General features: G+C 69.3%; 21 protein-coding genes. 9 read left to right on the plus strand and 12 right to left on the minus strand.

Translation table 11 applies throughout. The features are described from left to right. Positions 1 to 41: 41 nt before the first annotated feature. Together ACQPYZ_RS05605 and ACQPYZ_RS05610 are read left to right on the plus strand one after the other, a co-directional pair. Positions 42 to 902 carry a neutral zinc metallopeptidase gene (locus tag ACQPYZ_RS05605; protein ID WP_433165934.1) on the plus strand — a complete coding sequence of 287 codons (861 nt, stop codon included), beginning with the start codon at positions 42 to 44 and terminating at the stop codon, positions 900 to 902. Continuing rightward, complete coding sequence (locus ACQPYZ_RS05610; protein WP_433165937.1) at positions 902 to 1,876, plus strand: neutral zinc metallopeptidase; 975 nt, start codon at positions 902 to 904, stop codon at positions 1,874 to 1,876. The genes ACQPYZ_RS05605 and ACQPYZ_RS05610 overlap by 1 nt, the downstream gene beginning before the upstream one ends. Before the next feature lie 8 nt (positions 1,877 to 1,884). On the opposite strand, the gene ACQPYZ_RS05615 is transcribed toward ACQPYZ_RS05610, so the two are convergent. Further along, a complete protein-coding gene (locus tag ACQPYZ_RS05615; protein ID WP_433165939.1) occupies positions 1,885 to 2,352 on the minus strand; it encodes a GNAT family N-acetyltransferase in 468 nt (155 codons plus the stop codon). A gap of 233 nt (positions 2,353 to 2,585) precedes the next feature. Between ACQPYZ_RS05615 and ACQPYZ_RS05620 the strand changes: the two genes are divergently transcribed. Beyond that, a complete protein-coding gene (locus tag ACQPYZ_RS05620; RefSeq protein ID WP_433165941.1) occupies positions 2,586 to 3,548 on the plus strand; it encodes a mechanosensitive ion channel family protein in 963 nt (320 codons plus the stop codon). Between the two features lie 89 nt (positions 3,549 to 3,637). Here the strand turns inward: ACQPYZ_RS05620 and ACQPYZ_RS05625 are convergent, their stop codons facing one another. Beyond that, positions 3,638 to 4,168: a hypothetical protein gene (locus ACQPYZ_RS05625; protein ID WP_433165943.1), complete on the minus strand. Its 531-nt coding sequence runs from the start codon at positions 4,166 to 4,168 to the stop codon at positions 3,638 to 3,640. An 88-nt stretch (positions 4,169 to 4,256) separates the two neighbouring features. On the opposite strand from ACQPYZ_RS05625, the gene ACQPYZ_RS05630 reads away from it, so the two are divergent. After that, positions 4,257 to 5,117: a hypothetical protein gene (locus ACQPYZ_RS05630; RefSeq protein WP_433165945.1), complete on the plus strand. Its 861-nt coding sequence runs from the start codon at positions 4,257 to 4,259 to the stop codon at positions 5,115 to 5,117. Here the strand turns inward: ACQPYZ_RS05630 and ACQPYZ_RS05635 are convergent. From ACQPYZ_RS05635 to ACQPYZ_RS05645, 3 genes are read right to left on the minus strand one after another with little or no spacing between them, the layout of a single operon-like run. Further along, positions 5,093 to 6,121: an N-acetylglucosamine kinase gene (locus ACQPYZ_RS05635; RefSeq protein ID WP_433165947.1), complete on the minus strand. Its 1,029-nt coding sequence runs from the start codon at positions 6,119 to 6,121 to the stop codon at positions 5,093 to 5,095. The two genes, ACQPYZ_RS05630 and ACQPYZ_RS05635, sit on opposite strands and share 25 nt — an antisense overlap. Beyond that, on the minus strand, positions 6,109 to 7,365 hold the full coding sequence (locus tag ACQPYZ_RS05640) for a 6-phospho-beta-glucosidase (RefSeq protein WP_433165949.1): 1,257 nt from the start codon (positions 7,363 to 7,365) through the stop codon (positions 6,109 to 6,111). The genes ACQPYZ_RS05635 and ACQPYZ_RS05640 overlap by 13 nt, the downstream gene beginning before the upstream one ends. Continuing rightward, on the minus strand, positions 7,362 to 8,558 hold the full coding sequence (locus ACQPYZ_RS05645) for an ROK family transcriptional regulator (RefSeq protein WP_433165951.1): 1,197 nt from the start codon (positions 8,556 to 8,558) through the stop codon (positions 7,362 to 7,364). Before ACQPYZ_RS05645 ends, ACQPYZ_RS05640 begins: the two co-directional genes overlap by 4 nt. A gap of 145 nt (positions 8,559 to 8,703) precedes the next feature. Here ACQPYZ_RS05645 and ACQPYZ_RS05650 point away from each other — a divergent pair, with 145 nt between their 5' ends. Both ACQPYZ_RS05650 and ACQPYZ_RS05655 read left to right on the plus strand, forming a co-directional pair. Next, positions 8,704 to 10,359 carry an ABC transporter ATP-binding protein gene (locus ACQPYZ_RS05650; RefSeq protein ID WP_433165953.1) on the plus strand — a complete coding sequence of 552 codons (1,656 nt, stop codon included), beginning with the start codon at positions 8,704 to 8,706 and terminating at the stop codon, positions 10,357 to 10,359. Continuing rightward, positions 10,356 to 12,110 (plus strand): ABC transporter ATP-binding protein, encoded by a 1,755-nt coding sequence (locus ACQPYZ_RS05655; protein ID WP_433165955.1) that lies wholly within the window; start codon positions 10,356 to 10,358, stop codon positions 12,108 to 12,110. Before ACQPYZ_RS05650 ends, ACQPYZ_RS05655 begins: the two co-directional genes overlap by 4 nt. A gap of 10 nt (positions 12,111 to 12,120) precedes the next feature. Here ACQPYZ_RS05655 and ACQPYZ_RS05660 read toward each other — a convergent pair whose 3' ends face one another. The 5 genes from ACQPYZ_RS05660 to ACQPYZ_RS05680 form a co-directional block, all read right to left on the minus strand. Beyond that, complete coding sequence (locus tag ACQPYZ_RS05660) at positions 12,121 to 12,810, minus strand: uracil-DNA glycosylase (RefSeq protein ID WP_433165957.1); 690 nt, start codon at positions 12,808 to 12,810, stop codon at positions 12,121 to 12,123. 140 nt (positions 12,811 to 12,950) lie between these two features. Then, the gene (locus tag ACQPYZ_RS05665; RefSeq protein ID WP_433165959.1) at positions 12,951 to 13,514 is read right to left on the minus strand and encodes a DUF1990 family protein; all 564 of its coding nucleotides are present in this window, start codon (positions 13,512 to 13,514) and stop codon (positions 12,951 to 12,953) included. Further along, positions 13,511 to 14,287 (minus strand): YndJ family protein, encoded by a 777-nt coding sequence (locus ACQPYZ_RS05670; protein ID WP_433165961.1) that lies wholly within the window; start codon positions 14,285 to 14,287, stop codon positions 13,511 to 13,513. Before ACQPYZ_RS05670 ends, ACQPYZ_RS05665 begins: the two co-directional genes overlap by 4 nt. A gap of 32 nt (positions 14,288 to 14,319) precedes the next feature. Beyond that, positions 14,320 to 15,342: an LCP family protein gene (locus ACQPYZ_RS05675; protein WP_433165963.1), complete on the minus strand. Its 1,023-nt coding sequence runs from the start codon at positions 15,340 to 15,342 to the stop codon at positions 14,320 to 14,322. An 83-nt stretch (positions 15,343 to 15,425) separates the two neighbouring features. Then, on the minus strand, positions 15,426 to 16,229 hold the full coding sequence (locus ACQPYZ_RS05680) for a helix-turn-helix domain-containing protein (protein ID WP_433165965.1): 804 nt from the start codon (positions 16,227 to 16,229) through the stop codon (positions 15,426 to 15,428). Between the two features lie 71 nt (positions 16,230 to 16,300). Between ACQPYZ_RS05680 and ACQPYZ_RS05685 the strand changes: the two genes are divergently transcribed. Beyond that, on the plus strand, positions 16,301 to 17,092 hold the full coding sequence (locus ACQPYZ_RS05685; RefSeq protein ID WP_433165967.1) for a phytanoyl-CoA dioxygenase family protein: 792 nt from the start codon (positions 16,301 to 16,303) through the stop codon (positions 17,090 to 17,092). 120 nt (positions 17,093 to 17,212) lie between these two features. Beyond that, on the plus strand, positions 17,213 to 17,506 hold the full coding sequence (locus ACQPYZ_RS05690) for an HU family DNA-binding protein (protein WP_433165969.1): 294 nt from the start codon (positions 17,213 to 17,215) through the stop codon (positions 17,504 to 17,506). A gap of 49 nt (positions 17,507 to 17,555) precedes the next feature. On the opposite strand, the gene ACQPYZ_RS05695 is transcribed toward ACQPYZ_RS05690, so the two are convergent. Together ACQPYZ_RS05695 and ACQPYZ_RS05700 are read right to left on the minus strand one after the other, a co-directional pair. Then, positions 17,556 to 18,503: an SMP-30/gluconolactonase/LRE family protein gene (locus ACQPYZ_RS05695; protein WP_433165971.1), complete on the minus strand. Its 948-nt coding sequence runs from the start codon at positions 18,501 to 18,503 to the stop codon at positions 17,556 to 17,558. 59 nt (positions 18,504 to 18,562) lie between these two features. After that, complete coding sequence (locus ACQPYZ_RS05700) at positions 18,563 to 19,000, minus strand: hypothetical protein (protein ID WP_433165973.1); 438 nt, start codon at positions 18,998 to 19,000, stop codon at positions 18,563 to 18,565. A gap of 233 nt (positions 19,001 to 19,233) precedes the next feature. Between ACQPYZ_RS05700 and ACQPYZ_RS05705 the strand changes: the two genes are divergently transcribed. Continuing rightward, positions 19,234 to 21,189, plus strand: coding sequence for a M13 family metallopeptidase (locus ACQPYZ_RS05705; RefSeq protein ID WP_433165975.1), 1,956 nt, complete (start codon positions 19,234 to 19,236; stop codon positions 21,187 to 21,189). Positions 21,190 to 21,215 lie beyond the last annotated feature (26 nt).

Below are 21,215 nucleotides of genomic sequence, written 5' to 3' on the forward strand. Positions count from 1 at the left end.
TGGGGGGTGTGGCGAAGGCGGTTGGGGTTGGGGTGGTCGGTGTGCTGGCTGTTGTGTTGGGGTGGGAGGCGATCAAGCCGGCGGAGACGCTGGGCCCAGTCGTGCCGCCGGTAACGGTGGTTTCGTCGGCGACGCCGGCGGCCAGTCCGCGAGCCGGTGCGGCGCCGTCGGTGGTTGATCTGCGGGCGCAGGTGACGACGAACAAGCTGTACTCGGCGGGGAAGGTGCCTGCGGTGCGGTGCCGACCGCCGACTGCGGCTTTGCGGACGAAGGCGGCGTTACTGACGCACGCGCGGGTCCTCGTCGACTGCATGCATAGGGCGTGGTCGCCGTTGGTTGCCCAGGGCGACTTCTACCTCGAGGTGCCGAAGCTCGCGGCGTACAAGGACGTCGGCGAGAAGTCCACCACCTGTGGCGCGCCGCCGCCGGACAGCGAGGCCTTCTACTGCCCTTCGGACGCGGCGATCTTCTTCGAGTGGGAGCTGTACCTGGAGGAGGATCCGGAGGACCCGGAGTGGGACCTGGTCTACTTCCAGTTCATGCTGGCGCACGAATACGCTCATCACCTGCAGTCGATGATCGGCATCCTGGCGGCGTACGATGCGAATCACGAGTCCGCGTCCGCAGCTGTGAAGCTCGAGGACGAGCGGCGCCTGGAGCTGCAGGCCGACTGCCTCGGAGCCGCGTTCCTCGGCGCCAATCACCGCGCCTTGCAGTTGACCGACGAGTGGCGCGAGATCTTCGAGTACCAGGTCAGGGACACCGGTGACGACACCGCGCCGGAACTTCCCCGCGACCACGGATCGCGCAAGAGCCACGCCTATTGGAGCCTTCGAGCCTTCGCCTCCGGCAACCCAGCCTCGTGCAACACCTTCGTGGCCCCGGCTGCGAGGGTCAGTTGATGTCCGGCACAGCAAGGACCGGCGCGCTGGTTGTCGTCGCCGCACTGGTCGCGGTGCTGGCCGGGACCGCCGCTCGACCGGAGCAATCGATCGTCACTGGCGCGACGGCGTCGGCGACTCCCACGGCCGAATCGTCCCCGACGCCGTCCGTTCCACGAGCCTCGACGCCAGCCGTTGCCCCGTCGAGCGTGCCGTTGCCGACGGTACGACGTACGTCGCCGACCGTACGACGTACGACGTCGGGACTGGCGAACTGGGAAGCCAACGCACAACGCGACGCGTTGGTGCTGAACCGGATCTACGCGGCCGGCAAGGTTCCGTCGGTGAGCTGTCCGTTGCCGACGGCAAGACTCGGATCGAAAGCAGCCGTGGTGCGCTATGTGAACGCAATTCTCGCCTGCCTGGACAGGGCCTGGGCGCCGGTGATGGAGCGGGCGTCGTTGTACTTCCAGCCGGCTGAGTTCCACCCCTTTAAGGATAAGGTGGACACGCCGTGCGGCCGGGAGGAGGAGCACGTCGGGTTCTACTGCTCCACGGGGTACGGGATCTATATCGACTGGTCGGCGTACACCGTGCCGCGCAGAACGCAATTGTCCGCGGAGGTGGCGCTGATCTATGTGACCGCGCACGAGTACGGCCATCATCTCCAGCAGCTCGCCGGAATCATGCAGTACTACGTGGAGCGCTACTACGACAAGAAGGGTGACGCGCGGCTCCAGGACAACCGGCGGATGGAGCTGCAGGCGACCTGCTTCGCTAGCCTGTTCTTCAAGGCGAATCAGCGCACGCTGAGGCTGTCAGGCACGCGGTACCGGCAGCTCACGCTCGGCGAGGGCGGCGACGAGGATTTCCCGGACACCCCGCGGGACCACGGTTCCCGCAAGAGCATGAGGATTTGGGAGCTCGGTGCCTTCGAGTCCGGGGATCTCGGCTCGTGCAACACCTGGGCGGCTCCGACCGGCAAGGTCACGTGACGCCGCGATCAGTCGAGCCTGAGTTTGAAGCCTTCGTGGGAGTTGGTGAAGCCGAGGCGGTCGTAGAAGCGGTGGGCGTCGGTGCGGGCCTTGTCGGAGGTGAGCTGGACCAGGGTGCAGCCGCGGGTCCTGGACTCCTCGATCGCCCACTCGATCAGCGTCGTACCGAGGCCTGAGCTGCGGGCCGTGGCGGCGACCCGGACGGCCTCGATCAGACCGCGGGTCGAGCCGCGGCGGGACAGGCCGGGGATGATCGTGAGCTGGAGGGTGCCGATCAGCTCACCGTTGCGTTCGGCAACGACGAGGACCTGGTTCGGGTCGGTGTCGATGGCCTCGAAGGCGCGCAGGTACGGCGTGAGGTCGTCGAGCGACTCGCGGGTCGCGCCGAGTTGGTCGTCGGCGATCATCGCGACGATCCCGGCGACGTCCCCGGCGGTGGCGCGCCGGATCACCGCGGCAGCGGGTTGAGCGGTCATAGGCCCAGTTTCTCAACCAGGTGGACCGGTTAAGCCGCCGGGGTCGCCGCACAGCCCTTGCCTTTAGCAAGGACCTTTCGTTGCAACTGTTGTTTTACATGCCTGTGACAACGGTTTGGCGGGCACGGCGCGGGGCACGAGGAATACTAGACACCACTGCATCCGCCCGTGCCGGGGTCGTGTGCGGTGTGGCGCGGCAGCGGATGCGGGCCTGAGTCCGGAAGGAAGTCTCGATGTCCGCGTTAGCGATCGACTTCACGCAGCCTTTTGAAGATGCCTTCGGCAAACTCCTCGGATTCGTCCCGAACCTGCTCGGCGGGCTCGTCATCCTGGTGGTCGGCTACTTCGTCGCCAAGGTGCTCGGCAAGCTCGTCGGCAAGCTGCTCGGCAAGGTCGGGTTCGACCAATGGATGGAACGGGCCGGCGTGTCCGGCGTCCTGCAGCGGTCCGGCACGGGGCTGACCGCTTCGGCGATGCTCGGCAAGGTCGTGTTCTGGTTCGTGTTCCTGATCAGCTTCACGATGTTCGCGTCGGCGCTCGGCGTACCGGAGATCTCGGCGTTCATGAGCGACATGCTCGGCTACATCCCGCGGATCTTCGCGGCGATCGTGATCATCTGCCTGGCCGCGCTGTTCGCGAACTTCCTGGCCGCGATCATCCGCGGTGCGACCGGCAACGAGACGCTGGCCAAGGTCGGCAAGTACGCGATCCTGGTGTACGCCGCCTTCGCCGCGCTGACCCAGCTCGGCATCGCGGTCCAGCTGACCGGGAACACGCTGCTGATCGTGCTCGCCGGTGCGGCGCTGGCGATGGGGCTGGCGTTCGGTCTCGGCGGTCGCGAGATGGCTGGGCGGGCGCTGTCCAACCTCTTCGACCGCGACACGATGATGAAGCCGACGGCCGCCAACGGCACGGCTGCGAACGGCACCTACGACCAGGGCTACCAGCAGGGCGGCTACCAGGGCGCCTACCAGCAGGCCGGCCAGGGTGCGTACCAGCAGTCCGGTCAGGGTGCGTACCAGGAGTCGGGTCAGGACCAGTACCCGCAGTCAGGTCAGGACCAGTACCCGCAGTCGGGTCAGGGCCAGGGCAACTACCCGGCGCAGGAGCAGCACGCCTCGCACGGTGCTCCGCAGTCAGGCGGCTACTCGAACGGCACCACGCCGGACGGAAACTGGCAGGGCGGCCAGCGGTAACCCCACACCAGATCAGCACGCCTCCGCGCCCAGCGCGGAGGCGTGCACCGTGTGTGAGCCGAAGGTGAAGGAGTTGTAGGGCGCAGAGGTCAGTTGCTGGTGGTGTCGGGGCCGGCTTGGCGGACGTCCTCTACTTTGGTCATGGCTTCGCGGAGGTCGGCGAGCCAGGTTTCGCTGTGCTGGGCGACGAGTTTGACGCACCAGCCGAGGGCGTCGCTGCGGGAGCGGGCTACGCCGGCGTCGACCAGGGTGTCGAGGACTTGGCGTTCGGGCTGGCGCAGGCGTGTCATCACCGGCGCGGACAGGGACGTGAAGATCGTCCGGGTGTCGCCGCACAGGACGCCCCAGGCGACCTTGCGGCGGGTCGCGTGCTCGAGCTCGCGGGCGATCTCGATGCGGCGGTCCCGGGTGTCCTCCCGGTACTGCTTGATCCGGCCCTCCTCGGCGGCGGAACGCTCGGCCGCGCTCACGTCGCCCTTCTGCTCCGGCGCCGGGATCCGCCCGACGATCAGGATCTCGTCCCGATCGATCGTCAACTCCGGCTCGCCCTCGAACCACCCGTCCGGCAGCCGCCCGGTCAGCCAGCCCCGCACCCGCTCAACCTCTGTCTTCGTGCTCATGTAATCATGATTACACCATTGCAGCCCGACCTTTCAAGCACCACCGAACAGCTGGTACGTCGCCGACCGGCCCACCACCGTGGACGCCATGAAGCCGCGCACCCTCACGCTCCTACTCGGAGCGGCCCTCCTCACCCAAGCCCCCACCGCAACCGCAGCACCGACGCACAACGCCGTACCGACGCAGACCGCCGTACCAGGTCTCCACCTAGTGAAAGCCACCTCCGGCCCCGGTTCACCAGCGGAGGCCGACGCCAGCGCTGAGTGCTCGTTCGGCGAGCACATCCTCGGCGTGGGCGGTGAACTCGTCGGCGCCCGCGGTCAGGCCGGCCTGTCGACGTATACGCACATCGAGCGCGAGTGGGGTACGTCGTCCGCCGCGGAAGACGCCGACGGCACCACTGCCCAGTGGACGCTCAACGCGTACGCCATCTGCACCACCGGCCCGCACCGGCAGTCGGTGAGCGAGTTCTCTGCCTACAGCTCACCGTCCGAGAAGGCGGTCACCGTGACCTGTCCGCCGGGGACGGTGACGACCGGAGCGGCGGGCAGCACCACGAGCGGCGGCCGACTGGCTCTCGACGACGTGATCCCGAGCGCCGACCTGACCAAGGTGACCGTCGGCGTCTACGAGACTCAGGGCGGCCGCGTGGACAACTGGCACGCCATCGCCAGCGCCCGCTGCGGCGAACCGCTGCCCGGACTTCAACGCGTCTCGGCAACGTCTCCGGCCAACTCAGTCAGCAAGTCGGTGACGGCGACCTGCCCGGCCGGGAAGAAGGTCGTCGGTACCGGCCACGAGCTTCTCTTCGGCCGAGGGCAGGTGCTCCTGGACGACGTCGTACCGAGTGCCGATCTGACGAGCGTCCGCGTCGAGGCCTACGAGGACCAGGACGGCACCGCCGCCAACTGGTCCGTCACCGCCTACGCCGTGTGCGCGAACGCCTGAGCCCCGGACGGGGACGCGAAGGCTGCCCGCAGCGCCGCCTGAGCCGACGGCGCTGCGGACGTCTGATCCAGCCCGAGGAGAGCCGCACCGACAACCGGCGGTACGTCGATCACCCGTGGCACCGCCTTCGGAGCGGCCGCGGACAGCAGTCGTACGACGTCGTCCAGCAGCAACGGGTGTCCCGCCGTGAGCACCCCACCGCCGAGCACCACAGGCACCGGCTTGTCCAGTAACTCCAACTGCCGCAGTGCGACGACCGCCATCGTGACGATCTCCTCAGCCTGCTGCCGGACGATCGCGCTCGCCACCGCGTCTCCGGTCGCGGCGACCTGGAAGAGCACAGGCGTCGCCTCCAGCTTCCGCGCGAACGGCAGCTCGCCGAGGTGAAAGCCCGCCATCAGCTCCAGCATCGACGCGACGCCGTAATGCGCGGTGAGCGCAGTCACCAACGCGGTCGCCGGACCGCGGCCGTCGTCGGCCCGGGCCGCCGCCCAGATCGCCTCCTCGGCAAGATGTTGCCCACCGCCCCAATCTCCTGACAGCCTCCCCAGCGCGGCGAACCGGGCGGTCCGCCCGTCGGGCAGCAGCCCCGCGCAGTTGATCCCGGCGCCACATACCACCGCTACCCCGCACGGCTCGTCGACGCCGGCCCGCAGCAGGGCGAACGTGTCGTTGGTGACGGTCACCGACTCGGCCCACCCGTAGGACTCGAACGCCTCCGCCAGCCATTCCTCCTCGATCGGCAGATCCGCGTTCGCCAGGCAGGCGGAGATCTCCTGCACGAGCGGTATGTCGCCGACCGCGAGCCCGGCCGCCGCGGCCGCCGCGACCACGAGCGGTTCCAACCCGGCCACAGCCGCGGCGGCCCCGACGTTCTGCGGCTCGAATTCGCCGCCTCGCGCCGTACCCAGGACCGATCCGTCGGCCGCGACCAGGGCGACGTCCGTCTTGCTGTTGCCGGCGTCGAAGGCGAGGACGCCGCCCGGGACGATCACCGCGCCCACGGCAGGTACGTCGCGTTGTGAGCCAGCAACTTGTCCGTCAGGGCCCGCGCCACCGAGATCTGACCGACCAGGGGATGCGCGAGCAACGCGTTGAACACTCGCTCGGTGCCGCCGTGCACGGCTGCCTCCAGCGCCAACTGCTCGTACGCCGTCACATGGCTGATCAGCCCGCTGTACAACGGCTCCACGGCCGCTACCTCGACCGGACGAGCACCGTCGGCCCCGACCACCGCGGGTACCTCGATGACCGCATCATCCGGCAGGAACGGCAGCGTCCCACGATTGACGGTGTTGACCACTTGGACGTCGCCGGTGTCGTTCAGCAGCGACGACGCCAACGCCACCGCGGCCTCCGAGTAGTAGGCACCACCACGTTGCTGCAGCAACGCGGGCTTCTCGTCCAGCAACGGATCCGCGTACATGAGCAGCAACTGCTTCTCCAAGGCAGCCACCTCGGCCGCCCGCGAGGGCTTGGTCAGCAACTCCTGCACTACCTCGTCGTGCGCGTAGAAGTAGCGCAGGTAGTACGACGGCACCACGCCCAACTGCACCAGTACCTCGACCGGCAGCTTCAGGTCGTCCGCCAGCGAGTCCGCGTGCTCAGCCAGCAGCTTCGGCAGCACATCCACGCCATCGACATGTACGGCGCGTTCCCAGGTCAGGTGGTTGAGGCCGACGTGGTCCAACGACACCTGCTCCGGCGAGACCCCGAGCAGCCGCGCGAACCGTCGCTGGAACCCGATCGCCACGTTGCACAACCCGACCGCCTTGTGGCCCGCCGACAGCAGCGCCCGCGTCACGATCCCGACCGGGTTGGTGAAGTCGATGATCCACGCGTCGGGGTTGGTACGCCGTACCCGCTCGGCGATGTCGAGCACGACCGGCACCGTCCGCAGCGCCTTCGCGAGCCCGCCGGCGCCGGTGGTCTCCTGACCTACGCATCCGCACTCGAGCGGCCACGTCTCGTCCTCGTTGCGTGCCGCCTGACCGCCGACGCGCAGTTGCAGCAGTACGGCGTCCGCGCCGTCGATGCCCGCGTCGAGGTTGGCTGTGGTCACCACCCGCCCTGGATGACCCTGCTTCGCGAAGATCCGCCGAGCCAGGCCGCCGATCAGCTCGAGCCGGTCCTGATCCGGATCGACCAGCACCAGCTCACTGACCGGCAGCGAGGAACGCAGCCGCGCGAATCCGTCGACGAGCTCGGGAGTGTAGGTGGATCCGCCCCCTACGACCGTGAGTTTCAACTAGTGACCCCTGTCAGTGTGTCGAAGACTTCGTCTCGGGTGGTGGTCAGGGCGGACTGCAGCGCGCCGGCGAGCACCGGGTCGTCGTGGATCGCGGTCATCAGCAGCCGCGGCCGCGGTACGGCGAGCTCGGCCAACTCGTCCTGGACGAGGCCGCGCAGACGCTCGCCGCCGGCGGTGATCACGCCGCCCGCGAGCACGATGAGCTCCGGGTCCACGACCGCGACGATCGCGGCCAGACCGACGGCCAGCCGGTGGGCGAACTCGGTCAGTACGGCGTCGCCCGCGCCCTCGGTCCGCAGCGCGGCCGTGATCGCGGCCTCCGCCGTCCGGGCCTTGAGGCCGTGCTCGCGCGCGAGCTCGAGGATCGGCTCGGCACCGGCCAGCTCCTGGAAGCCGCCGGCGTTGTTCCGGCTGACGTTGCGGACGAGCGGCGTACCGGGCAGGGGCAGGAAGGCGACCTCACCGGCACCGCCGGTGGCACCGCGGTGCAACCGGCCGTTGATGACGACCGCGGCGCCGATACCTTCCTCGCCCCAGAGCAGCACGAAGTTGTCGCTGTCCTTCGCCTGGCCGATCCGCTGCTCGGCGATCGCCGCCAGGTTGACGTCGTTCTCGACCTCCAGCGGTACGCCGACGGCCGCGGCCAGCTCGTCGAGCAGGTGCGGGGAGTGCCAGCCGGGGAGGTGGGTGGCGTACCGCAGCCGGCCGGTCGTCGGGTCGAAACCACCCGGCGTGCCGATCGAGACGCGGTGCAGGCGGCTCCGGTTCAGCCCGGCCTCGCCGAGGGCGCCGTCGATTGCCTTGAGCACCCGCTCGACCGTGCCCTTGGCACTGCGGCCGGGGGTGGGCAGCTCGTAGCTGCCGACGACCCGGCCGGTCAGATCCGCGACCGCCGAGCGGATCCGGGCCGGCGTGACGTCGAGTCCGGCGACGTACGCGATGGTGCCGTTGATCTCGTACAGCTGCGCGTTCGGCCCGGGCCGGCCCGCGGTCGTCCCGCTGGCGACGACCAGGCCGGCCGCTTCCAGCCGGGCGAGGAGCTGGGACGCGGTCGGCTTGGACAGGCCGGTCAGGTGGCCGAGGGTGGTGCGGGACAACGGTCCCTGGGCGAGCAGCAGATCCAGGGCGGCGCGGTCGTTCATCGCGCGGAGCAGGCGGGGCGTTCCGGGGGTGCCCGATGTCGTGGCCATGGGACAACCCTGCCTCCGTTCCTGCTCCCGATGACGCCGCCGCGCGGAGTTGCGCAACTGTTAGGAAAGTTTCCTATTGATGCGCGACCGTACGGCGGACGCGCGGCGGTGTCAATCGCTTCGGCTGGTTTAGGGTGACCTAACTATGTCGAGTGGGGAACTGTTGTGGCGTGCCGTCCGGCGGCACCGCGGCCGGATGACCGTCGGCGTGCTGGTGCTGTCGCTGCACCAGGCGACCGAGGCGGCCGTGCCGGTGGCGATCGGCCTGTTCGTGGACCGCGCCGTCGCCACTGGCGAGGTCGAGCCGCTGATCTGGTGCGTACTGATGATGATCGTGCTCTTCGCGGTGCTGTCGAACGCCTGGAAGACCGGTGCGCGGCAGGTCGTCCGCGCGATCGAGTACGAGACGCACGCACTGCGGCTGGAGATCGCCCGGCGGGTGCTCGACCCGCGCGGTCATCGCACCGGTCTGCGGTCCGGGGAGCTGTTGTCGATCGCAACCTCCGACGCGGAGAAGGCCGCGCTGGTGATGCGGGCCGTCTCGATCGGTGTCGCGGCGTCAACGGCGTTGATCGTGTCGTCGGTGTCGTTGTTGCTGATCGACGTACCACTGGGGCTCGGCGTGCTGGTCGGCGTACCCCTGCTGGTGCTGGGGATCCAGGCTCTGTCGCCGCTGTTGACGCGGCGTACGTCGAGTCAGCAGGAGGCGGTGGCGTCGACGACCGCGCTCGCAACGGATCTGGTCAGCGGACTGCGGACGTTGCGCGGGATCGGTGCGCAGCACAACGCGGCCGCGCGGTTTCGGCGGTCCAGCCAGGACACCTTGCATGCGACCTTGCGGGCGGCGAATACGAACGGCCTGCAGGACGGTGTGACCACCGCACTGAGCGGTCTGTTGCTGGCGGCCGTGGCTGGTGTCTCCGGTTGGTTCGCACTGACCGGCCGGATCACCATCGGTGAGCTGATCACAGTGGTCGGGTTGGCGCAGTTCGTGGCGGAGCCGGTCGGGACGCTCGGGTACACGAGTCAGATCCTGGCCATGGCCCGGGCCTCGGCCGGGCGGTTGGCTTCCGTGCTGTCGTCGCCACCACTGATCGCCAGTGGCACGTCGACGACACTGGACCCGACGAAGCCGCTGCTCGAGCTGGTGGACGTGTCCTACAAGTCCTTGCGCTCAACGGATCTCGCCCTCCGGCCCGGGGAGCTCGTCGGAGTCCTCTGCTATGACCCGCGGGACGCTGACGCTTTGCTGACCGTCGTGTCCGGGCGGGCTCCCGACCACACCGGCAGGGTGCTCGTGGGTGGTACGGAGCTCGAGGAGCTGGACATCGACGCCGTACGCCGGACCGTCCTGCTCGAGCAGCACGACACCGACCTGTTCGAGGGGACGCTGCGGAGCAACCTCCTGGTCGAGTCGGGGGAGCTGGAGCGGGTGATGACCGCGGCCGGCGCGGCGGACCTGATCGACGACCTCGACCGTCCGCTCGCCGACCGCGGGCAGTCGCTGTCGGGTGGGCAACGTCAGCGGCTCGGTCTGGCCCGAGCATTGCTGGCCGAGCCCCCGGTGCTGGTGCTGCACGACCCGAGTACGGCGGTGGACGCGGTCACCGAGGAGTTGCTGGCCGAGGGGCTCGCGGAGGTCCGGGAGGGGTTGACAACGCTGGTGCTCACGAGCAGTCCGGCGCTGCTCGGCAAGATGCACCGGGTGGTCGTGGTGGCGGATGGCTCAGTGGTTGCCCAAGGCACGCATGCCGGGCTCGCGGTCGAGGATGCCGCCTACCAGGAAGCGGTATTGCGATGAGCCTGCTGCCGATCGCCGGACCGCGGGCGACCTGGGCCGTTCTCTGGCAGGAGATCCGGCGACTGCCCGTCCTGTCGCTGATCGCCGCGGTGGTGATCACCGGGGCGAGCGCGGCCGGTCTGGTCGCGCCGTGGGCGCTCGGGGTGCTCGTGGACGACATCGCCGGCAGCGGCGATCGGTCGGCGATCGTCCGGGTGGTGCTGCTGATCGGTGGCGCCGCCGTCCTGTCCGGCGTCCTCACCGCGGTCGGCGTGACGTTGGTCGCGCGGGTCGGCGAGACGGTGCTGGCGCGGATCCGGGAGCAGGTGCTCGACCGCGTGCTGCGGTTGCCGGCCCCGGTGCTGGAGAAGGTACGGACGGGTGACCTGCTCTCCCGGGTTGGTGACGACGTCGCGTCGGTCGCGTCGGCGTTGACCGAGGTCGGTCCGTCCGTGCTCGGCGCGACGCTGACGATCGTGCTCACCGTGGGCGGGATGTTCGCGCTGGACTGGCGGCTGGGGCTGGCCGGCTTGCTCGCCGTACCGATGTACCTGCTGGCGCTGCGCTGGTACCTGCGGCGATCGGCGCCGTTCTACGGCCAGGAGCGGATCGCGATGGGAGAGCGGTCCGAGGCGATCATCTCGTCGCTGCGCGGCAGCGCGACCGTCCGCGCGTACGCGTTGGAGGACCGGCAACTGGAGAAGATCGGCGCCACCTCCGGGGTCGCCCGGGACATCTCGATCCATGTCTTCAAGCTGTTCAGCTTCTTCTCGGCCCGGATCAACCACGCCGAGTTCACCGGGCTGACCGCGATCCTGGTGGCCGGCTTCTTCCTGGTCCGCGAGGACGCGGTGAGCATCGGCGCGGTCACCGCGGCCGCGCTCTACTTCCACCGGCTGTTCAACCCCGTCAACGTCGTGCTGATGGAGTTCGACCAGATCCAGACCGCGGCCGCGGGGCTCGCTCGGCTGGCCGGCGTACTGCAGATCCCACCGGTGCAGGCGCCGCGGGATGTGCGGGTGCCACGGGACGCTTCGCTGGAGTTGGCCGGGGTGGGGCACGCGTACGACGGGCCGCGGGTGCTGGACGGGGTTTCGTTGCGGCTCGAGCCGGGGGAGCGTGTCGCGCTGGTCGGTGCTTCGGGGGCGGGGAAGACCACGTTGGCTGCGATCGCGGCCGGCGTACTGATGCCGACGGACGGTGTGGTGCGGCTCGGCGGGGTGGAGGTGACCGCGCTGGGCGAGGATCGGACGCGTGCGCAGGTCGCGTTGCTCAGCCAGGAGGTGCACGTCTTCTCCGGGCCGTTGGTGGACGACGTGCGGCTCGCTCGGGCTTCTGCGACCGATGCTGAGGTTGCGGCTGCGCTGGAACGCGTCGGGGCACTCGGCTGGGTTCGTGCGCTGCCTGACGGGTTGGACACGGTTGTGGGCGAGACAGGGCACCAGTTGACCGGTGCGCAGGCGCAGCAGGTCGCCTTTGCTCGGTTGGTGCTGGCTGACCCGCCGATCGCGGTCCTGGACGAGGCGACGGCTGAGGCGGGAAGCGCGGGCGCACGCGAGCTGGAGCGGGCAAGCCTTGCGGCCACAGAGGGCCGTACGACGCTGGTCGTCGCACACCGACTCACGCAGGCCGAGCAGGCCGACCGCATCGTCGTCCTGGACCACGGCCGGGTGGTCGAGTCCGGCACCCACACCTCCCTGCTGGCCGACGGAGGCCGCTACGCCCACCTATGGCACAGCTGGACCGGCACCACCCAACCCACCGGCTCCTAACAAGGCTGACTTATGGGAGGCGCCAGTCGACTGGGGTGGCGCCTTGCTCGGCCAGAAGGGCGTTGACTCGGCTGAAGGGGCGGGAGTTGAAGAAGCCTCGGTCGGCGGACATCGGGCTGGGGTGGGCGCTTTCGACGTACGGCGTGCTGCCGAGCATCGGCTTGAGGGTTTGCGCGTCTCGGCCCCAGAGGATCGCGACCAGGGGGCCGCCGCGTTTGACCAGCGCGTGGATCGCCTGCTCGGTCACGGTTTCCCAGCCTTTGCCGCGGTGGGCGCCGGACTTGCCGGGCTGGACGGTCAGGACTCTGTTGAGCATCAGCACGCCCTGGTCCGCCCACGGGGTCAGGTCGCCGTTCGACGGGGCCGGTACGCCGACGTCCGCCATCAGCTCGCGGTAGATGTTGGCCAGGCTGCGCGGGATCGGCCGGACGTCCGGCGCGACCGAGAAGCTCAGGCCGACCGGGTGACCCGGGGTCGGGTACGGATCCTGGCCGACGATCAGGACCTTCACCTGTCCGAGCGGTCGCTGGAACGCGCGCAGTACGTTCTCACCCGCCGGCAGGTACCCCCGCCCGGCCGCGATCTCGGCGCGCAGGAACTCGCCCATCCGCGCGACCGTCTCCTCGACCGGCGCCAACGCCTCGGCCCAGTCGGCCGCCACCAGATCCGTCAACGTCTTAGGACTCACCCGGCACAGCATTCCAGCACAACCCGCACCTGCGCACCCCGGGAGGCGACCGCCGATCGTCTCGTCGTGTTGGCGTGTTGGTCATCCTGCGCGCTTGATACGGCTGGTAGAAAAGTGGCGGCCTCGCAAGGTATGAGCTTGCGGGGCCTTTGCTATGGGGCGGCCAGGCGGGTGAGGGCCTTGGTGTAGCGGCGGGCGGCTTGGTACTGCGCTTGGCGGGTGACGGGACCGCCCAGGCGGGTGTACCAGGTGGCGGGGCGGCTGTAGGAGCGGACGGTGAAGTGGATGCCGTCGGGTTCGCGGGTGACGACGAAGGACTCCTCGCCGGACGCGGGGTGGCCTTCGAGGGTGCCGTACGCGAAGCCGATGCGGTCGGGTTCGTCGACCGTCCAGACCACGCGGCAGGGGACCGGGAAGCCGACCTGGCCGATCGGGCTGACGGTGCGGAGGCGGCCGATGACCATGCCGGCGCCGAGGCGGCCGAGGGAGTTCGTGCCGATGACCGCCGGGCTGTCGGTGGCGGTGACCGGCATGCCGGCGGTGCGGTGCATCCGCCAGTTGAGCAGCGCCTCGCCGGCGCGGTGGAACACCTCGTCGCCCTTGCCGAGCCGGTCCTGGTACTCCATCCGGTGGTAGCCGGGCGGCGTCTCGTCGTACCGGGTGGAACCGATCGCGTCGTACGTGAACCGCAACTGCTCCAGGTCCTCGAGCTTCATCCCGCCTCTTTCCGCAGTCGTCGCCAGGCCAGTACCCCGCAGAGCGCGAAGCCGACCGCGTTCGCCAGGCCGTGCGTGGCGACCATCCACTCCAACGGTAGGTAGGGCGTCGGGGCAACGTGACCCAAGGCCCAGCTCAGCGCCAGCAGCATGGTGATGACGAGGACCGCGGCGGAGGTGGTGAGCAGTACGGCGGTGGTCCGGTCGGTGTGGCGCGATCGACGCCACAGGTTCCAGCCGACGAGCCACATGCCGGCGGTGAGTACGGCGGCGCCCGCGAGCTCGACGGGGTCGCCGAGGAAGAAGCCGAGCAGGACGATGCCGGTGCCGAGCGGGACGCTGATCGCGGCCGCGTCGCCGGCGGTCGTGCGCGGGCCGGCGACGAGGAAGGCGATCAGCGCGGCCGCGAAGCCGGCGAAGTGGAAATGGGCGACCGTGAGCGAGAGGACGGTCAGGGTGAAACCGAACAGTTCGTACGACGACCGCTCGGCGACCAGTGCGAGCGCGGCGATCGACGGGGTGACGAGGGCGGTGTAGAGGGCGAGCTCGCGCGGGCGGAGACGTCTGTGACGGAGGAAGTCGCGGGCGGCGAGTCCGATCAGCACCAGCGTTCCGACGAGGTAGATCGAGGCCAGGACGATCGACACGGGCCCACGGGGAAGCCACAGGGAGACGACTCCGGGCACCGCGAAGAAGAGCCACCAGCGCGCGCCGGTGGCTCTTCCGATGGTGGCAGGCAGGAGGGTGAGACCCAGGGGGACGATGACCAGCATGCCTAGGCTCACCACTGCGTGGACCAGGGCGATCAACTGCTCTTCAGGCTGCTGGTGTTGTCGTCCTTGAGGGCCTTGAACAAGGCCAGCGCCTTCGTGCGGTCCCAGCGGACGCCGACGCCGTCCTGGGCCGTCCGGTAGCTGTCGTCACCGATCGGGACGGTCAGGTTGACGCCGCCGCTGCCGGAGATCGCCCGCATCCCGAGCGCGAACCGGCCGAAGTCGAACAGGCCCATATCCCGGTCCACGGTCAGCGCGTCGACGCCCTTGGTCGCCACGTTGTAGAAGCGCACCGGGTTCAGCACGGTCGACGGCGAGGCGATCTTCTTCGAGACCGCGCCGACCATCTCGCGTTGCCGCTGCACCCGGCCGAAGTCGTTCTGGCCGTCCGCCTTCCGGGATCGCACGTACCCGAGTGCGTTCACGCCGTCCAGCTCCTGGCACCCGGCCGGCAGGTCGATGTGCGCGTCGTCGTCCTTCATTGCCTTGGGCAAGCACATCTCGATCCCGCCGACACCGTCGATGATCGACGCGAAGCCGCCGAAGCCGATCTCGACGTAGTGGTCGATCCGCAGACCGGTCGCGCCCTCGATGGTCTCGATGAGCAGTGCCGGATTGCCCTTGCCGAGCGCGTACGCGGAGTTGATCTTGCGCTTGTTCTTCTGACCGGGGACGTCGACGACGCTGTCCCGCGGGATGCTGACCAGCGCGGTCGGGCCGGACTCCGGGACGTGCATCAGCATGATCGAGTCGGTCCGGGCGCCGGCCTCGCCGCCGGTGTGCAGCCGGGCGCGCTCCGCCCGGCTGAGGTCGTCGCGGCTGTCGGAGCCGACCATCAGGTACGTCGTACCGGGCGTGTCGGCCGGTCGGTCGCCGGTCGGCATCGCGTCGATCTTGTCGATCCGGCTCCACGCGTACAGCGGGACCGCGATCAGCATGAGAACGAACAGCAGGACGATCAGTCCGACGGTCCGGAGGAACCAGTTGCGCCGCTTCTTCGGCTTGGCCGGCGGCCGGTTCACGTAGCGCGGGTCGATGGGCTGCGGTTGACTCATACCCATGACCGTAGCGGGGTCCGGTGCCCGGCACGTCACCCCACTGAACGGTTCTACCGGTCCGATCGTCGACTGCGCCTCCTTCAGAAGGAGGAAATCCGGGCCGAGATCGAACCAGATCGGCGGAACGCGCGTGGCGACAGCCCGACCCGCGCGGTGAACAACCGGGTGAAGTACGCCGGATCGTCGTACCCGACCCGCCGTGCGACCGCTCCCACGGGCAGGTCCTCCTCCGCGAGCAGGGCCTTGGCGGTGTTGAGTCTTGTGGTCAAGACCAGTTCCTGCGGCGTGGAGCCCGTCGTACGCCGGACGGCCTCGCGCAACTGCTTCACGCTGAGTCCAAGCTCCGCGGCGTAGCCGTCGACGCTCAACGGCCTGCACGCGAGCCCGGCCAACTGAGCGGCCACGTCGTCGTCGGGAGGCGGTGCAGTCTGCGCGAGCAGGTCATAGAGCGCAGCAACGGTCTGTACGGCGTTGTGCGTGGTGCTGACCCGGAGGAGTCGGGTGAACGCGCGGTCCACCGGCCGCGGATCGGTGTAGCGGCGTACTGGCTCAGTGACGTCGAGGTGGCCGAGTGAAGTGAGTGCTGCGGTGGCGGGCCCGCTGAAGAGGGTCCAGGCCTGGCGCCAGCGGGTAGCGGGCCGGTAGCCGTGCAGGACGCCTGGGTAGAGCCAGAGCATCGCCGGCGCTTGGACCTCGAACAGTTGGCGGTCCGGGCCGTGCAGCAGATGCCCGCGGCCTTCCTTGATCCAGACGAGCGCGTGACAGCCGAGTGCGCGTTCCGGAGTGGCGCCGGGACGGTTCTCCTGCTCGCCGACGCCGAGGCAGAAGAGTCCAAGTTGACGCTCGGACTGACCTGGGGTCAGGTAGGTCGACCAGTTGGGCACGTCACAAGAGTCCAAGAACCGGTCGTCCGTGTCCATTCCGGTGGGCGGCGGGGCGCGGGTGGAATGGGTGCGTGCTGACATCCAACGGCTATGTGCTCGATCAGTCCCCACAGCGACTCGGCGACCTGAGCGTCGTACCGGATCGGGATCGTGCGAACCTGCCGCGGTTGCGTGAGCGGCTGCGCCGGGACGGATACCTCTTCCTGACCGGGTTGCTGGATCCCGAGGTGGTGCACGGCTTCCGCCGGTACTACTTCGGACTGACGGGAGCGGTGACGGACAGGGCGTCGTACCGGAAGGTGCTGTTCGACCAAATCGTGCCGGGGTCGGAGTACGCGGCCTTCTGCGCGCAGCCGGCCGTCAAGGGGTGGTTCGAGTGGTTTCTGGGCGGTGCGCCGTTCCTGCACAAACGGAAGATCATCCGGCAGACCGCACCGGGTGAGAATGGCATCGGTACGGCGACGCAGGCGCACTACGACCTGGTGTACCTCCGGGAAGGCAGTGATCAGGTGCTGTCCGCGTGGATCCCGCTGGGCGACTGTCCGGTGGCCCGCGGCGGGCTGACGTACCTGGAGGGCAGTCACCACCGCGTACGCGAGGAAGAGGCGGCTGGACGGCTCAAACGGCCGGCTGCGTCGATCACCGCGGACCTGCCGGGGCAGGCCGACGAGTACGACGCCCGGTGGCTGGTGACCGATTACGCGGCCGGTGACGTGGTCATCCACACCGCTCACACCATCCACGCCGCCCTCGACAACGTCTCCGAGGACATCCGGCTGTCCACCGACATTCGCTACCAGCGGGCCGACGATGCGATCGACGAGCGATGGCAGAACCACTGGCACGACCGGGACGGACTCTGAGCACTCCGGCTGACCGGAATGCGGGCGCTCTCGCTAACGACAATCATTTCGGATAAGGTGCTGACGATCGACCAGGCGGCGTCCCAGGTGCCGCCCGGCGGCACGAGTCGGAGGAGAGCCGTGAATCGCAACGAGTTGATCGCCGGCGTGGCGCAGAAGGCGGGGATCCCGCGGAACCAGGCCGAGAAGGTCCTCGACGCACTGGGCGACGTCGTCACCGAAGCCGTGCACAAGGGTGACAAGGTGTCGCTGACCGGCCTGCTGAGCATCGAGCGGGTGATGCGCGCGCCGCGGACCGGCCGCAACCCGCAGACCGGCGAGCCGCTCTCGATCCCGGCCGGTTATTCCGTCCGGCTGTCCTGTGGCAGCCGTCTGAAGGCCGCCGCGCGGGGAGAGCTCCGCACGGTGTCCTGACCTCGGCTGCAGCCGGAGTGGCTGTACGCCACCCCGGCTGCGTGCGCGGCTAGCGCCGTACCGCTGTCACCCAGTACGGCGTGGTCGGCAACGGCTCCTGGATGTCGAAGCGGGCGTTCGGCAGGTACAGCCGCTTGCCGAACGCGGCCACGGTCGTCGGTACGGCGAAGTCCGGACTGGTGATCTCACGCACCAGTGAGCCCGCACTGCCGGACCTGTTCAGCTTCACGACCGCGATCTTGTTCAGCTGGTTCTGGACGACGTACAGCGTCCGGCCGATCGTCAGCAGGCCGTCGCCGTTCGTCATTTGGGCCGCCAGGTCGACCTGCCGGGTGACACCGGTCCACGGGTGCACCCGGAACAGCAGACCGGTCGACGACTGCACGATGATCAGTGCGCGGCGGTCCGGCGTCCAGGTGATGCCGTTGGCGTTGAATCCCGGCTGGTGCACGTAGTCACCGGTCAGCGGGATCGTGCGGACGGCGGACTGGCCGAGCAGCTTCCCGTGCCGGCCGAACGGCACCTTGTAGATCACCGGCCGCTGCGAGTCCGTGAAGTACGCGGCGCTCCGGCCGAGGACCACGTCGTTGACGAACGTCGGTGCGCCCGGCGCGAGCTGGTAGTTCGCCAGGATCCTGCCGGTGCGGCTGTCGACCACGCGCGCGGTGCCGGCCGGTCCGCCGGCGACGAACAGCCGGCCGCGGTAGTCGATCTTGAGCCCGACGGACGGCGTACCCGGTCCCTGGCTGATCACTCTGCCCTTGCCGGTCCGCAGGCTGGCCGCGTAGATGTCGCCGTCGGCCAGCGAGCCGAAGTACGCGGTCGTGCCCTTGATCGCGATGCCCTCGGGCCGGAACCCGTTCGGCAGCTCGATGCGGGTCGGGAAGAGATGCTTGCCCCCGCCGGCAGTGGTCGAGGCCGCCGACGCCGGTGCAGTGGTCAGGCCGAGGATCAGTGCGGGCAGCCCGAGCAGGGCCGTGAGTCTACGGATGAACATGAGTACTTCCTCCCCTAAGAGATTTCACCGTAGGACAACCCGCCGTACAGGTGAACGGTTCAGCGTTCGACCGCGGTGACCCAGTACGGCGTGGTCGGAAGGGGCGGCTGGACGTTGAAGCGGGCGTTTCGCAGATAGAGGCGGTTGCCGAACGCGGCCGCGGTCGTCGGTACGTCGAAGTCGGGGCTGGTGATCCGGTCGACCAGCCGACCGCGGGTGCCCGACGGGTTGAGCTTCAGCACGGCGATCCGGTTGAGCCGGTTCTGGACGACGTACAGCGTGGTGCCGATGACCAGCAGGCCGTGCCGGTACTCGCCGGTGTACGCGATGGTCCTGACCGCGGACTGTGCGGGCAGCTTGCCGTGACGGCCGAGCGGCACCTTGTAGAACACGGGCTTCACCCGGCCGTTCCCACCGGCCGCGCCGGCCACGAACAGCCGGCCCTTGCGGTCCACCTTCATCCCGAGTGAGCCGGTGCCCGGGCCCTGGCTGATCACCCGGCCCCGACCGGTCCTCAGGTCGGCGGCATGGATGGCCGAGCATCAGCGCGGGCACGCTGAGACGGCGGTGAGCCGGCGGACGAGGCGTGGCATTGGCGGGTCCCTCCTGATCCGGATGTTCTTTTACCGGGTTGAACGGCACGGGCCTGTGGATAGTTCAAAGCCGCGATCGCGGCCAGCGGGTACTGTCACTGGCAGCAAGCTCTCGCGCTGAAGGAGTAGGGGCAGGGATGACAGCAGGGATCGACATTTCGGGTCTGTCCGGCGACGTGCGGCCGCAGGACGACCTGTACCGACACGCGAACGGGCCGTGGCTGGAGCAGCACGAGATCCCGGCGGACAAGGCCATCTACGGCGCCTTCCACGCGCTCTCGGACACCGCCGAGCAGGACGTCCGCGCGATCGTCGAGAAGACCGTCGCCGCCGGTCATCCGGAAGGCAGCGAGGCGCGCAAGGTCGCCGACCTCTACAGCAGCTTCATGGACGAGGAGACGATCGAGCGGCGGGGTGCGGAGCCGATCGCCGACCAGCTCGCCCTGGTCCGCGACATCGCAGACGTCGGCGACCTGGTCGCGGCCCTCGGCACGCTCGAGTTGCAGGGCGTGTCCGGCGTGTTCCACACCTGGATCGACGCCGACGCGAAGAAGTCCGACGAATACATCGTGTACTTCATGCAGGGCGGCATCAGCCTGCCGGACGAGTCCTACTACCGCGAGGCCTCCTTCGCCGAGATCCGTACGGCGTACGTCGCGCACGTCACCCGGATGCTCGAGCTCGCCGGCCTGCCGGACCCGGCCGGCGCCGCGGCCCGGATCATGGAGCTGGAGACGCGGATCGCCACCGGCCACTGGGACCGGGTCAAGGACCGCGACGTCACGCTCACGTACAACAAGCTCGGCCGGGCCGGGCTCGACGAGCTGACCCCGGGGTTCGACTGGTCACGCTGGCTCGACGGCGCCGGCGTACCGGCGACCGCGATCGAGCAGGTCGTCGTCCGGGAGCCCGACTTCTTCACCGCGGCCGCCGCGGCGTTGCGCGAGGTCGAGCTCGAGCGGTGGAAGGAGTGGCTGAGCTGGCGGGTCGTGCACGACGCGGCGCCGCTGCTGAGCAAGGCCTTCGTGGACGAGAACTTCGCCTTCTACGGCCGGACGCTGACCGGTGCGCCGGAGCTGCGCGAGCGGTGGAAGCGCGGGGTCGGTGTGGTCGAGTCCGCGCTCGGCGAGGCGCTCGGCAAGCTGTACGTCGCCGAGCACTTCCCGCCGGCCGCGAAGGCGCGGATGGTCGAGCTGGTGGCGAACCTGGTCGAGGCGTACCGGCAGCGGATCGACACGCTCGACTGGATGGGCGCGGACACGCGCCGCCGGGCGCTCGACAAGCTGGGCACCTTCCTGCCGAAGATCGGCTACCCGGACAAGTGGAAGGACTACAGCGCGCTCGAGGTCGACCCCGCCGACCTGGTCGGCAACGTGCGCCGCTCGGTCGCGGTGGAGACCGCGCGCGAGCTCGCCAAGCTCGGACAGCCGGTCGACCGGACCGAGTGGAAGATGACGCCGCAGACGGTCAACGCGTACTACAACCCCCGGATGAACGAGATCGTCTTCCCGGCCGGCATCCTGCAGCCGCCGTTCTTCGACTTGGACGCCGACGACGCGGTCAACTACGGCGCGATCGGTGCGGTCATCGGGCACGAGATCGGCCACGGCTTCGACGACCAGGGCTCGCGGTACGACGGCGACGGCAACATCAACGACTGGTGGACCGACGACGACCGCGCCGCCTTCGAGCAGCGCACCGACAAGCTCGTCGCGCAGTACGACGTACTCTCACCGGCCGAGACGCCTGGCCAGCACGTGAACGGCAAACTCACCCTCGGCGAGAACATCGGCGACCTGGGTGGCCTGTCGATCGCGTACGTCGCCTACCAGCTGTCCCTGGACGGCGCCGAGCCCCCGGTCATCGACGGCCTCACCGGCAGCCAGCGCTTCTTCCTCTCCTGGGCCACCGCCTGGTCCACCAAGACCCGCCCGGAAGAGGCCGCCCGCCGGCTCGCCATCGACCCCCACTCGCCGCCGGAGTTCCGCTGCAACGCGGTCGTCAAGAACATCGACGAATTCCACCGAACCTTCGCCACCAGCGCCTCCGACGGCATGTGGCTCGCCCCCGAAGACCGAGTCCGCATCTGGTAAACCACCAGCTCGGCAGCTCGCCGCCG

The sequence above is a fragment of the Kribbella sp. CA-247076 genome (assembly GCF_050942445.1).
Classification (GTDB): domain Bacteria; phylum Actinomycetota; class Actinomycetes; order Propionibacteriales; family Kribbellaceae; genus Kribbella.

What these genes read in the sequence shown, in the direction of transcription:
- ACQPYZ_RS05610 (WP_433165937.1), top strand. Translation starts at nt 902, where the DNA reads ATGTCCGGCACAGCAAGGACCGGCGCGCTGGTTGTCGTCGCCGCACTG.
- ACQPYZ_RS05615 (WP_433165939.1), bottom strand. Translation starts at nt 2,352, where the DNA reads ATGACCGCTCAACCCGCTGCCGCGGTGATCCGGCGCGCCACCGCCGGG.
- ACQPYZ_RS05620 (WP_433165941.1), top strand. Translation starts at nt 2,586, where the DNA reads ATGTCCGCGTTAGCGATCGACTTCACGCAGCCTTTTGAAGATGCCTTC.
- ACQPYZ_RS05625 (WP_433165943.1), bottom strand. Translation starts at nt 4,168, where the DNA reads ATGAGCACGAAGACAGAGGTTGAGCGGGTGCGGGGCTGGCTGACCGGG.
- ACQPYZ_RS05630 (WP_433165945.1), top strand. Translation starts at nt 4,257, where the DNA reads ATGAAGCCGCGCACCCTCACGCTCCTACTCGGAGCGGCCCTCCTCACC.
- ACQPYZ_RS05645 (WP_433165951.1), bottom strand. Translation starts at nt 8,558, where the DNA reads ATGGCCACGACATCGGGCACCCCCGGAACGCCCCGCCTGCTCCGCGCG.
- ACQPYZ_RS05650 (WP_433165953.1), top strand. Translation starts at nt 8,704, where the DNA reads ATGTCGAGTGGGGAACTGTTGTGGCGTGCCGTCCGGCGGCACCGCGGC.
- ACQPYZ_RS05655 (WP_433165955.1), top strand. Translation starts at nt 10,356, where the DNA reads ATGAGCCTGCTGCCGATCGCCGGACCGCGGGCGACCTGGGCCGTTCTC.
- ACQPYZ_RS05660 (WP_433165957.1), bottom strand. Translation starts at nt 12,810, where the DNA reads ATGCTGTGCCGGGTGAGTCCTAAGACGTTGACGGATCTGGTGGCGGCC.
- ACQPYZ_RS05665 (WP_433165959.1), bottom strand. Translation starts at nt 13,514, where the DNA reads ATGAAGCTCGAGGACCTGGAGCAGTTGCGGTTCACGTACGACGCGATC.
- ACQPYZ_RS05670 (WP_433165961.1), bottom strand. Translation starts at nt 14,287, where the DNA reads ATGCTGGTCATCGTCCCCCTGGGTCTCACCCTCCTGCCTGCCACCATC.
- ACQPYZ_RS05675 (WP_433165963.1), bottom strand. Translation starts at nt 15,342, where the DNA reads ATGAGTCAACCGCAGCCCATCGACCCGCGCTACGTGAACCGGCCGCCG.
- ACQPYZ_RS05695 (WP_433165971.1), bottom strand. Translation starts at nt 18,503, where the DNA reads ATGTTCATCCGTAGACTCACGGCCCTGCTCGGGCTGCCCGCACTGATC.
- ACQPYZ_RS05705 (WP_433165975.1), top strand. Translation starts at nt 19,234, where the DNA reads ATGACAGCAGGGATCGACATTTCGGGTCTGTCCGGCGACGTGCGGCCG.